General features: G+C 74.1%; 8 protein-coding genes and 2 tRNA genes. 7 read left to right on the top strand and 3 right to left on the bottom strand.

What is annotated here, in order from left to right; genetic code table 11:
- Window positions 1–50: 50 nt before the first annotated feature.
- The 3 genes from NR072_RS04740 to ilvD form a co-directional block, all read right to left on the bottom strand.
- Window positions 51–1,271 (bottom strand): N-acetylglucosamine-6-phosphate deacetylase, encoded by a 1,221-nt coding sequence (locus NR072_RS04740; protein WP_134416613.1) that lies wholly within the window; start codon window positions 1,269–1,271, stop codon window positions 51–53.
- Window positions 1,272–1,314: 43 nt separating this feature from the next.
- Complete coding sequence (nagB, locus tag NR072_RS04735) at window positions 1,315–2,100, bottom strand: glucosamine-6-phosphate deaminase (protein ID WP_036382115.1); 786 nt, start codon at window positions 2,098–2,100, stop codon at window positions 1,315–1,317.
- A gap of 103 nt (window positions 2,101–2,203) precedes the next feature.
- Window positions 2,204–3,931: a dihydroxy-acid dehydratase gene (ilvD, locus tag NR072_RS04730; protein ID WP_036382119.1), complete on the bottom strand. Its 1,728-nt coding sequence runs from the start codon at window positions 3,929–3,931 to the stop codon at window positions 2,204–2,206.
- A gap of 104 nt (window positions 3,932–4,035) precedes the next feature.
- Here ilvD and NR072_RS04725 point away from each other — a divergent pair, with 104 nt between their 5' ends.
- The 7 genes from NR072_RS04725 (at window position 4,036) to NR072_RS04695 (ending at window position 11,991) form a co-directional block, all read left to right on the top strand.
- Window positions 4,036–4,584 (top strand): hypothetical protein, encoded by a 549-nt coding sequence (locus NR072_RS04725; protein ID WP_095353806.1) that lies wholly within the window; start codon window positions 4,036–4,038, stop codon window positions 4,582–4,584.
- 67 nt (window positions 4,585–4,651) lie between these two features.
- Window positions 4,652–4,724, top strand: a tRNA-Lys gene (locus NR072_RS04720).
- An 86-nt stretch (window positions 4,725–4,810) separates the two neighbouring features.
- Window positions 4,811–5,299: a thioredoxin-dependent thiol peroxidase gene (gene bcp, locus NR072_RS04715; protein WP_010078986.1), complete on the top strand. Its 489-nt coding sequence runs from the start codon at window positions 4,811–4,813 to the stop codon at window positions 5,297–5,299.
- 67 nt (window positions 5,300–5,366) lie between these two features.
- Window positions 5,367–5,447 (top strand) — tRNA-Leu (locus tag NR072_RS04710).
- A 48-nt stretch (window positions 5,448–5,495) separates the two neighbouring features.
- On the top strand, window positions 5,496–7,160 hold the full coding sequence (locus NR072_RS04705) for an ABC transporter substrate-binding protein (RefSeq protein WP_256836342.1): 1,665 nt from the start codon (window positions 5,496–5,498) through the stop codon (window positions 7,158–7,160).
- 99 nt (window positions 7,161–7,259) lie between these two features.
- Window positions 7,260–8,750, top strand: a complete 1,491-nt coding sequence (locus tag NR072_RS04700) for a malate:quinone oxidoreductase (protein WP_220478808.1) — start codon at window positions 7,260–7,262, stop codon at window positions 8,748–8,750.
- 7 nt (window positions 8,751–8,757) lie between these two features.
- Window positions 8,758–11,991 (top strand): efflux RND transporter permease subunit, encoded by a 3,234-nt coding sequence (locus NR072_RS04695; protein WP_134416607.1) that lies wholly within the window; start codon window positions 8,758–8,760, stop codon window positions 11,989–11,991.
- The last annotated feature ends 16 nt before the right edge of the window (window positions 11,992–12,007 follow it).

The following is a 12,007-nucleotide window of genomic DNA, read 5'->3' as shown; positions in this document are numbered from 1 at the left end:
GTCTCATCTCAGTCCGGCCCTCGTGCCAAGAACCTCATGACCCACAACACCTAGTCAGCCGCCGAGGGGGCGGCCGCGTCCACCCACGTTCCGTGACGGAGCACCCCGCGCACCTCGAGCTCCGGGCCGAAGACGACGGCGTCCGCTCGGCTCCCGGCTCGGAGCCGGCCGACGTCGGGAAGCCCCAGGGCGTCCGCGGGCGCGGCCGTCGCCGCCCGCAGCGCGGCGTCGAGGTCGACCCCGGCGACGACGGCGGAGCGCACCGAGCCGGTGACCGTGGCCGTGGACCCGGCGATGGCCCCGGCTGCGCCGTCCGCGCCGACCACCCGCGCGACGCCGTCGTGGACCCGGACCCGCAGCGGCCCGAGGGGGAACTCGCCGTCGCCGCAGCCGGCGGCGGCCATGGAGTCCGAGACGAGGATCCACCGCTCCCCGGCCTCCCGGGCGACCCGCCGCACCGTGGCCGCATGCAGGTGGACGCCGTCCACGATGGTCTCGATCCCCACGCGCGGGTCCTCCAGCAGGGCGACGGCCGGCCCGGGCTCGCGATGGTGGGTGGGCCGGCACGCGTTGTGCAGGTGCGTGGCCATCCGCGCCCCCGCGTCGATCGCCGCGCGCGTGGTCTCGTAGGAGGCGTCCGTGTGGCCGATCGCGACGACGACGCCCGCCTCCGCCAGCCGGCCCACCGCGTCGAGGGCCCCGGACAGCTCGGGGGCCAGCGTGACCATCGCCAGGTGGCCCGCGCCGACCTCGACGAGGCGAGCGACGTCCTCGGGCTCCGGCGCCCGCAGCGACGCGGCCCGGTGCGCGCCGCGGTGCAGGGGCGAGAGCCAGGGACCCTCGAGGTGCACGCCGGCCAGCACCCCCTCTGCGCACAGGGGCGTCAGGGCCGTCAGCTGCGCCGCGAGCGCGTCGACCTCGTCCGTGACGAGGGAGGCCACCACCGTGGTCGTGCCCGCGCGGGCGTGGGCCGCGGCCGCCGCGCGTGCCGCGGCCGCGCCGGACTCGACGGCGTGTCCGCCGCCGCCGTGGCAGTGCACGTCCACGCAGCCGGGAGCGAGGAGGGCGTCGCCGAGGTCGTGGACGGGGCCGTGGGTGCGCGGCGGGTCCCCGGTCCCGACGGCCACCACCCGGCCCTCGGCCAGGGCGATCCAGCCGGGGCCGCCGAGGCGCTCGCCGTCATGGACGCGGTCCGCGCGCAGCACCGACGGGGACGCGGCGGCCTGCGGCGCCTGCTCGGCGCGCGGCCGGTGAGGGACCGAGGCGGGCACGGATGCACCTTCCGGGGTGGGCGGGTCGATGGACGAGGGGCGCTCAGAGGCCCTGCCAGGACGGCTTGGCCTCCCACATGTGGCGGTACTCCCCCGCGAGCTCGAGTCGCCCTGCGGCGGCCTCGTCCACGAGGACGGTCACATGCGGGTGCAGCTGCAGGGCCGTGACCGGCCAGCGCGCGCTCACGGGGCCCTCCACGAGCTGCCGCACCGCCTCGGCCTTGCCCTCGCCCCGGGCCAGCAGGACCAGGTGTCGGGCGTCGAGGATCGTGCCCACGCCCTGGGTGAGGCAGTGGGTCGGGACCTGGTCGAGGTCGCCGTCGAAGAAGCGGGCGTTGTCCCGCCGGGTCTGCTCGGCGAGCACCTTGATGCGCGTGCGGGAGGCGAGGGAGGAGCCGGGCTCGTTGAACGCGATGTGCCCGTCCGTGCCCACGCCGAGCAGCTGCACGTCCACGCCGCCGGCCTCGCGCAGCGCCTCCTCGTAGGCGGCGCAGGCGCCCGGGACGTCCGCCGCCCCGCCGTCCGGACCGTGCACGGCCTCCGGGGCGATGTCCGTGCGCACGACGAACTCCCGCTCGATCACGGTGCGGTAGGACTCGGGGTGTCCCGCGGGCAGGCCGACGTACTCGTCCAGCAGGAACGCGCGGCAGGAGCGCAGGGACAGCTCCCCGTCCCGGACCCGGCGGGCGAGCTCGTCGTAGACGGGCAGGGGCGAGGAGCCGGTGGCCAGCCCCAGGACGGCCTCGGGACGGGCCGCCACGTGGGCGGCCACCGCGTCCGCGCCGTGCCGGCCCAGGGCGGCGGCGTCGGGCAGGATGACGACCTCCATCAGCGCGCCTCCCGCCCGGGACGCGGCGCGGGTCCCCCGGCCCGGGCGTCGATCGCGTGCATGCTCATCCTCTGCTCGTCTCGGCGTGCGGGCCGACCGGGCCTCAGCCCAGGTAGGCGCCCTCGGCGGCGGAGTGCACCAGCTTGGCGTACTTACCCAGCACGCCCGTGGTGAACTTCGGCTCCACCGGCTCCCAGGACTCGCGGCGGGCGGCGAGCTCGGCCTCGTCCACGAGCAGGTCCATGGTGCGTCCGGCGATGTCCACGCGGATGCGGTCGCCGTCCTGCACCAGCCCGATCGGCCCTCCCTCGGCGGCCTCGGGGGCGATGTGGCCGATGCACAGGCCGGTGGTGCCGCCGGAGAAGCGCCCGTCGGTGATCAGCAGGACGTCCTTGCCCAGACCCGCCCCCTTGATCGCGCCGGTGATCGCGAGCATCTCGCGCATGCCCGGGCCGCCCTTCGGCCCCTCATAGCGGATGACCACCACGTCGCCGGCGGCGATGGTCCCGTCCTCGAGGGCGTCCATGGCGGCGCGCTCCCGGTCGAAGACGCGCGCGGTGCCCTCGAAGACGTCCGCATCGAAGCCGGCGGACTTCACGACAGCGCCCTCCGGGGCCAGCGAGCCGTGGAGGATCGCGATGCCGCCGTTGGGGTGCAGCGCGTCGTCCATGGTCCGGATGACCTTGCCGTCCACCGGGTCCGGATCGAGCGCGGCCAGGTTCTCGGCGAGGGTCTTGCCGGTGACGGTGAGGGTGTCCCCGTGCAGCAGGCCCTCGTCCAGCAGGGCCTTCATGACCACCGGGACGCCGCCGATGCGGTCCACGTCCGTCATGACGTACTGACCGAACGGCTTGAGGTCGGCGATGTGCGGGGTGCGGTCGGCGATGCGGTTGAAGTCGGACAGCTGCAGGTCCACGCCCGCCTCCCGGGCGATGGCGAGCAGGTGCAGCACGGCGTTGGTGGAGCCGCCGAACGCCATGGTCACGGCGATCGCGTTCTCGAACGCGGGCTTGGTCATGATGTCCCGGGCCGTGATGCCCTGGCGGAGCATGTTCACCACGGCCTCGCCGGAGCGGCGCGCGAAGGCGTCGCGGCGGCGGTCCGCGGAGGGGGCGGCGGCGGAACCGGGCAGGGACATGCCGAGGGCCTCACCGATGGAGGCCATGGTGTTGGCGGTGTACATGCCGCCGCAGGCGCCCTCACCCGGGGCGATGGACTTCTCGATGCGGAGCAGGTCCTCCTCGGACATGAGACCGCGGGCGCAGGCGCCGACCGCCTCGAAGGCGTCGATGATGGTCACCTGCCTCTCGGTGCCGTCGGTCAGGCGGGCCACGCCCGGCATGATCGAGCCGGCGTAGACGAACACGGACGCCAGGTCCAGGCGGGCGGCGGCCATGAGCATGCCCGGCAGCGACTTGTCGCAGCCGGCGAGCAGGACGGAGCCGTCCAGGCGCTCGGCCATCATCACGGTCTCCACCGAGTCCGCGATCACCTCGCGGGAGACGAGCGAGAAGTGCATGCCCTCGTGGCCCATGGAGATGCCGTCCGAGACGGAGACCGTGCCGAACTCCAGCGGATATCCGCCGGCGGCGTGGACGCCGTCCTTCGAGGCCTGGGCGAGGCGGTCCAGGGAGAGGTTGCAGGGAGTGATCTCGTTCCAGGACGACGCGATGCCGATCTGCGGCTTGCCGAAGTCCTCGTCCCCCATGCCGACCGCGCGGAGCATGCCGCGGGCGGCGGTGCGCTCCATCCCGTCGGTGACGTCGCGCGAGCGCGGCTTGATGTCGGGAGCGGCGGACGGGGTGCTGGGAGTCGACGCGGCGGAGTCCATGCCGCGGAGTCTAGTGAGCACGGCGCCACCGGGCCGACGCGACGTCCCCGTGTGACGGGTGCCGCAGCATGACACGCGCGGACGGGTCCGCGTACGTTGGGCCCATGGACACGCCCACCCTGCACAGACGGCTGCGCCGCGTCTTCGATGCGCGCGTGTTCAACCACGGCGACTACAACGTCGTCTACGGCCAGCCCTCGGGCTCCTCCTCCCCCCTCGTGATCGGCTACCGCCACCAGCCGCTCGAGATGCTGCTGTGCCCGTTCGACCCCACCTCCACCCCGGACGACCACGACCGCCGCGCGCCGGGCGTGGCCGAGGACGACCCGCACGGCCCGGTGACCGAGGCCTCCACGGACCGCGCCGACGTCGTCGAGGTGGGCCTGGCCAACGTGGCCACCGTGGCGGACACGGGCAGCGGCTATCAGGTGGAGACCGTCACGGGCTTCCGGACGTGGTTCGACGTCCCGGAGCACACGCGGGTGCCGGTGGGCGACCTCACGGAGGACGGCACCGCGGAGCTCGACCAGGCCGAGGACGCCACCGACTTCCACGCCTTCATGACCGCCTTCATGGACGAACTGGACCGCCTCTACGCGACCCCGGAGACGGACGCGACGGACGTCACGCCCCCCGATTTGCGCGGCGTCTGAAACCCCTGGTAGGGTTTCACCTCGTTGCACGGCGCACCGGAGAGATCCGAGAGGCGGTGCGGCACCTGCACCTCTAGCTCAACCGGTAGAGCATCTGACTCTTAATCAGCAGGTTCCGGGTTCGAGTCCCGGGGGGTGCACCCACCGAAGCGAAGGCCCCGTCTCCACGGAGACGGGGCCTTCGTCGTCCCCGCTCCCCGCCCGGGCCCACCGTAGGCTGGGGCCCATGACCGACACGACCCAGCACCGCCTCCAGCCCGGCGACACGGCACCCGCGTTCACCCTCCAGGACCAGGAGGGCCGGCCCGTCTCGCTGCGCGACAGCGCGGGCAAGCACACGATCGTCTACTTCTACCCGGCCGCGTCCACGCCCGGCTGCACCACGCAGGCCTGCGACTTCCGGGACAGCCTCGCCTCCCTGACCGCGGCCGGCTACGTCGTCCTGGGGATCTCCCCCGACCCGATCGGCAAGATCATCCGGTTCGCCGAGCAGGAGGGCCTGACGTTCCCCCTGCTCTCGGACGAGGACCACGCGGTGGCCGAGGCCTACGGCGCCTGGGGTGAGAAGAAGAACTACGGGCGGACCTTCGAGGGTCTGATCCGCTCCACGATCGTCGTCGGCCCGGACGGGAAGGTCACCCACGCGCAGTACAACGTGAAGGCGACCGGCCACGTGGCCCGACTGCGCCGCACCCTCGGCCTCGACGAGGCCTGATCCCCGCCCGCCGCGCCCGGGCGCCGCACGGTAGGATCGGGCCTCGCCCCGCCCGCGCGGGGTGTGCGCGGGCGTGGCGGAACTGGTAGACGCGCTGGATTTAGGTTCCAGTGTCCTGGACGTGGGGGTTCGAGTCCCCCCGCCCGCACTCCCCGGGCCCGCCCGACCCCGACGTCACCCGCCACAGGAGGCCGCCATGCAGCCCACTCGCCGCGCCTTCCTCGGCGGGGGCCTGGGCCTGCTCGGCCTGGGCGTGGCCGGCTGCGCGACGTCGCCCGCGGCGCCGTCCTCCGCCGCCCCGACCTCCTCGGGCCCGAGCCGGCTGCTCGTGGTCGGCGCCCCGGCGCGGGCGCTGACGCGGGATCCGGCCCGCGCGCTGGACGTCGAGTCCTTCCGTCTGATCCGCCAGGTCTTCGAGACGCTGCTCGGCGTGGACGCGGACACCGGCGCCCCCACGCCCCGCCTCGCCGAGCGGCACGAGGAGTCCGACGGCGGCCGCCTCCACACGTTCCACCTGGTCTCCGGGGTGGTGTTCGACGACGGCGAGCCGTGCGACGCCGCCGCCGTGGTCGCGAACATCGAGCGGTGGGCCTCCGCCCCTGCGCCCGTGGACGGGACCGTCGCCCCGCCCTCCTCGTTCGTCTCGGCCTTCGGCGGATACGCCGGGGACGCGGACTCCGCCTTCGCCGGCGTCGAGGCCCGCGGAGAGCTCGAGGTGCGGCTGCGCCTGCACTCCCCCCGCCGTCACCTCGCGGCCGCGCTGGCCTCGCCGGCCTTCGCGATCTCCTCGCCGGCCTCGTGGGACCGCACGGTCGACGTGGACGGCTCCGAGGTCACCCCCCCCGCCGGCACCGGCCCCTACCGCTGGGCCGACGCCGCGGAGACCGCCGAGCTCACGCGCGCCCACCCGGGCGCCTCGGGCGCGACGATCCTGGTCCCCAGCGCCCGCCACCGCGGCTCCGATCCGGCGGCGTACCCGGTGGCCGTGCAGGCGTGGGGTCGGGCCTCCGTGCGCCTGCGGGAGCTGCGGCGCGGCACGGCGGATGTGATCGACGTCGTCGCCCCCGGCCAGCTGCGCCCCCTCGTCGAGGCCGGCACCCAGGTGCTGCCCCGGGACCCCCTGGGCGTGCTCTACGTGGGCATGAACCTGGACCACCCGAGCGTGCGCTCGCAGTACCTGCGCCAGGCGATCGCGTACGCGGTGGACCGCCCGCGCATCGCCGGCAGCGACGTCTTCCTCGAGGGCACCCGCCTGGCCCACGACCTCGTCCCCCCCTCCCTCGGCGTCGGCGACGAGGAGGCGCGGCGCTACGACGTCAACCCGGGCCGGGCCCGCGAGTTCCTCGGCCTGGCGGGATACGACGGGGAGCCGTTGGAGTTCCTCTACCCGGCCGGCACGGCCCGCCCCTCCCTGCCCGAGCCGGAGCGGGTCTACGCGATGGTCGCCCGCGACCTCGGCGCGGTGGGGATGCACATCGTGCCCGTGCCCGTGCCGGAGGACCAGGACTACCTGCACGCCGTCGTCTCCCGACCCACCCGAGCCCTGCACCTGATGGGCCGCACCGGCGACTACCGCGACCCGCACGCGTTCCTCGAGCCCTTCGCGCGCTCGGGCCGCGCCGAGACCGGCTACCGCAACCCGCGCGTCGTCGAGGACGTGGACGCGGCCGCGGCCGAGACCGACGACGACGCGCGCCGCGCCCTGTTCCGCCGCGTCGTCCGGGCCATGGCCCTCGACCTGCCGGCGCTGCCGCTGGTCTATCCGATCTCGGCCCTGGCCACCGGCCCGCGCGTGGCCTCCTACCCGACGTCGCCGCAGCTGGACGAGCCCTTCTCGCGCGTCAGGCTGACCGAAGGCTGAACGCACCGGTAGTACAGTGGGAGATCACGGCGCCCGGCCCGACCGCCACTGCTCGGCCTGGTCGCACTGCGCCCACCCGCCGTCGTTCTGCTTCAGGAGTTGACCGTGCCCACCACCTCGTCCACCGCCACCCACGACGTCGTCCTGATCGGCGGCGGCATCATGAGCGCCACCCTGGGCGTGCTGCTGCAGAAGCTCGAGCCCACCTGGTCCATCGCCCTGTACGAGAGCCTCGATCAGGCCGGCCTGGAGTCCTCCGACCCGTGGAACAACGCGGGCACCGGCCACGCCGCCCTGTGCGAGCTGAACTACTCGCCCATGGACAAGAACGGACGGGTGGACGTCACCAAGGCGCTGGGCATCAACGAGCAGTTCTGGACCACCCGCCAGTTCTGGTCCTCCCTGGTGGCGGACGGCACGCTCAAGGACCCCAAGTCCTTCATCAACCCGCTGCCGCACATGTCCTTCGTGTGGGGTGACGACCACGCGGACTACCTCCGCACCCGCTATGAGGCCATGTCCGCCCAGCCGCTGTTCGCCGGCATGGAGCACAGCGAGGACCCGGAGCAGATCCGTGCCTGGGCCCCGCTGCTGATCGAGGGCCGTGAGCCGGGCCAGCGCCTGGCGGCGTCCCGCAACACCGGCGGCACCGACGTCGACTTCGGCTCCCTCACCCGCCAGCTCATCACGGCCATGGCCGGCGCCGGCGCCGAGGTGCGCTTCGGTCACAAGGTCACCGGCCTCACCCGCGGCACGGACGGCCGCTGGGAGGTCAAGGTCAAGAACAAGGCCGCCGGCTCCGAGCTCGTGGACCGCGCCCGCTTCGTCTTCGTCGGTGCCGGCGGCGGCGCCCTGCCCCTGCTGCAGAAGTCCGGCATCCCCGAGGCCAAGGGCTTCGGCGGCTTCCCGGTCTCCGGCCAGTTCCTGCGCTGCACGGACGAGTCCGTGGTCAACCAGCACATGGCCAAGGTGTACGGCCAGGCCGCCGTCGGCGCCCCTCCGATGTCCGTGCCCCACCTGGACACCCGCTTCGTCAACGGCAAGCGCTCCCTGCTGTTCGGCCCCTACGCCGGGTTCTCCACGAACTTCCTCAAGACCGGCTCCTACCTGGACCTGCCGCTGTCCGTGCGCCCGCACAACCTCAGCACGATGCTGGACGTGGCCAAGGACAACATGGACCTGACCAAGTACCTCGTGACCGAGGTGCTGAAGTCCCGGGACAAGAAGATCGACGCGCTGCACGAGTTCTACCCGGAGGCCGACGGCGGCGAGTGGGAGCTGATCACCGCGGGCCAGCGCGTGCAGGTGATGAAGCGCAAGGGCCGCTTCGGCGGCGTCCTGCAGTTCGGCACCGAGGTCGTCACCCACGCGGACGGCTCGCTCGGCGGCCTGCTCGGCGCCTCGCCCGGTGCCTCCACCGCGGCCCCCATCATGGTGAAGCTGCTCGAGCGCTGCTTCCCCGCGAAGATGGCCGGCTGGGACGGCACGCTCAAGGAGCTCATCCCGTCCCTGGGCCACACGCTCAACGACGACCCGGCGCTGCTGGACGAGGTCCGCACCGCCACGGACGCCGCACTGAAGCTGGCCTGACGCCGTGATGGGAGCGCTCGCACGGTTCTCACTCGGCCGGCGGGCGCTCGTGGCGCTCGTCACCGTGTTCATCGCGGTGTTCGGCGTCCTCTCCGCCGGGCAGCTCAAACGGGAGCTGATCCCCCCGCTCGAGCTGCCCGTCATCTCCGTGTCGACGCTCTACCCGGGGGCGTCCCCCGAGGTCGTGGACGCGCAGGTGGGAGAGCCCCTCGAGACGGCCCTGCAGGCCGTGGAGGGGCTCGAATCCTCGCGGTCCACGTCGCAGTCCGGCTTCAACGCGGTCCAGCTGGAGTTCGCCTACGGCACAGACCTGAACCGGGCCCGGTCCCAGGTGGACCGGGTGGTCGCCAACCTCGGGCCCCAGCTGCCGGAGGAGGCGGAGACCTCGTCCTTCGCGGGCTCCGTCTCCGACTTCCCGGTGGTCTTCCTCGCCCTGTCCGGGGACGAGGACCTCAACACCCTGCGCCGCCGCGCCGAGGACGTCCTGGCCCCGCGGCTGCAGAAGATCGACGGCGTCCGGGGCGCCGACGTCCTCGGCGGCACGGACGAGAACGTCTCCGTGGTCCCGGACCCGGCCGCGCTCGCCGCCGCCGGGCTGACCACCTCCGACATCACCGACGCACTCGAGGAGAACGCCGGCCTCTTCCCCGTCGGCCAGGTCACCGAGGGCGCGACCACCTATCCCGTCCAGGCGGGCGCCGCCGTCGAGGACCTCGAGGGCCTGCGCGGGATCGTCGTCGCTCCCTCCGGCGACGGCGAACCGCGCACCCTGGACGAGGTCGCCGACGTCACCCTCGTGGCCGCGGCCCCCACGTCCCTGACCCGCACCGACGGGGTGCCGACGCTGTCCGTCTCCGTGACCGCGACCCCGGACGCCGACCTCGTGGCGGTCTCGCAGGCCGTGCGCGACGCCCTGCCGGAGCTGGCGTCCCTGGTCGGCGGCGGCGCGGACCTGACCGTGGTGTTCGACCAGGCCCCGTTCATCCAGCAGTCCATCGACACGCTGTTCCAGGAGGGCCTGCTGGGCCTGGCGTTCGCCGTGCTGGTGATCGCCGTGTTCCTGCTCTCGGTGCGCTCCACCCTCGTCACCGCCGTGTCCATTCCGCTGTCCCTGCTGGCCGCCCTCATCGGGGTCGCGGCCTTCGGCTACTCCCTCAACACGCTGACGCTCGGGGCGCTGACGATCTCGATCGGCCGGGTCGTGGACGACGCGATCGTGGTGGTGGAGAACATCCGCCGGCACCTCGGCCTGGGCGCCGACCGGCGCACCGCGATCCTCGACGGCACGCGCGAGGTCGCCACCGCGATCACCGCCTCCACCCTGGTCTCCGTGGCCGTGTTCCTGCCCATCGCCTTCGTGGGCGGCCTGGCCGGCGAGCTGTTCCGGCCCTTCGCCGTGACCGCCACGGTCGCCCTGCTGGCCTCCCTCGTCGTCGCCCTGACGATCGTGCCGGTGCTGTGCTGGTGGTTCCTGCGCGCCCCGCGGCGCGGGGCCGAGACCACGGCCGCGCCCGCCGTCCCCGGCGACCGGCCCGTGGCGGCCGGCGGATGGCTCACCCGGGCCTACCGCCCGGTGCTGCGCTGGACACAGCGGCACACCGTGGTCACCCTCGCCGCCGCCCTGGCGCTGCTGGCCGGCACGGCCGCGCTGGTCCCGCTGATCCCCACGAACCTCCTGGGCGACTCGGGACAGAACTCGTTCGTCGTCACGGCGGAGCAGGAGCCGGGGACGTCGCTGGAGACCACGGCCGCCGCCGCCGAGCGCATCGAGCGGGTGCTGCTGGACACCGACGGCGTCGAGACGGTCCAGTGGACGGCCGGCACCACCGCCGGTCCGATGGGGGCCTTCGGCGGCTCCTCGGCGGACCGGGCGCGGTTCACGGTGGTGACCGACCCGGATGCGGACCAGGTGGCCCTCCAGGACGGGGTGCGCGCCGAGCTCACGGGTCTCGACGGCGTGGGCGACGTGTCCGTCTCCACACAGCAGGGGCCGAGCGGCGGCCAGGACATCGAGGTGGCCGTCTCCGCCCCCGACCCGCAGGCCCTCACCGCGGCCGCCGATCAGGTCGCCGAGGCGCTGCGGCCCGTCGAGGGTGCCCGCGAGGTGACGACGCCGGCTTCGGACCTGCGCCCGACGTTCCAGGTGGACGTGGACACCGTCGCCGCCGCCCGGCTCGGCCTGACCGAGGAGGCGGTGGCCGGCCAGGCCGCCGCCGCCCTGCAGGCCGTGCCCGTGGGCGACGTCCGCTTCGGGTTCGAGAGCTTCGCGGTGCAGCTGGGTGACCCGGAGCCGGTCGAGTCCCTCGACGCCCTGCGCCAGGTGCCCGTGGAGACGGCCGAGGGGCCCGTGCCGCTGGGGGACCTCGCCGAGGTCTCGCGAGTGCCGGTGCCCGCCCGGGTGACGTCCTCGAACGGCGAGCGGACCGCCGTCGTCACGGTGACCCCGGACGACGAGGACCTCGGGGCCGTCTCGCGCCGGGTCACGCAGGCCGTGGCGGAGCTGGACCTGCCCGAGGGCGTCACCGCGGCCGTGGGCGGCGCGGCGGAGCAGCAGGCGCAGACGTTCCGGGACCTCGGACTGGCGCTGCTGGCCGCCGTGGCAACCGTGTACGTCGTGATGGTGGCGACGTTCAACTCGCTGCGCCAGCCGCTCGTGCTGCTCGTGTCGATCCCCTTCGCCGCCACGGGCGTGTTCCTGGCGCTGCTGGCCACCGGCACGCCGCTGGGACTGTCCACGATGATCGGGCTGCTCATGCTGGTGGGCATCGTGGTGACGAACGCGATCGTGCTGATCGACCTGATCAACCAGTACCGCCGCGACCGCGGCATGACCCTGGACGAGGCGATCGAGGTGGGCGCGCTCAACCGCGTGCGCCCGGTGGTGATGACGGCCCTGGCCACCGTCCTGGCCATGACCCCGATGGCCCTGGGCATCACGGGGCACGCGGGGTTCATCTCCCAGCCCCTCGCGGTGGCCGTGGTGGGCGGCCTGGTGTCCTCCACCCTGCTCACGCTCGTGCTCGTGCCCGTGCTGTACCGGCTCACCGAGGTCCGCGGGGAGCGCCGCCTGCAGGAGGAGCGCCGTGTCGCGGCCGAGCGGGAGGCGCAGCGCGTCGCGGCCGAGCGCGCGGCCGAGCAGGCGCGCCGGGCTGAGGAGCGTTGGGCGGCCCCGTCCGAGCTCGACGCCGGACGCCTCGGCCGACTCCGGCAGCGCCTCCGCCGGCGGTGGCGCCGGGCCTGACCTCACGCGTGGCGCG

Source organism: Micrococcus sp. Mcc89 (genome assembly GCF_024519795.1).
Lineage (GTDB): Bacteria > Actinomycetota > Actinomycetes > Actinomycetales > Micrococcaceae > Micrococcus > Micrococcus luteus.
The sequence above is the reverse complement of the archived record's forward strand: the minus strand, read 5'-3'. Positions and strand labels throughout refer to the sequence as shown.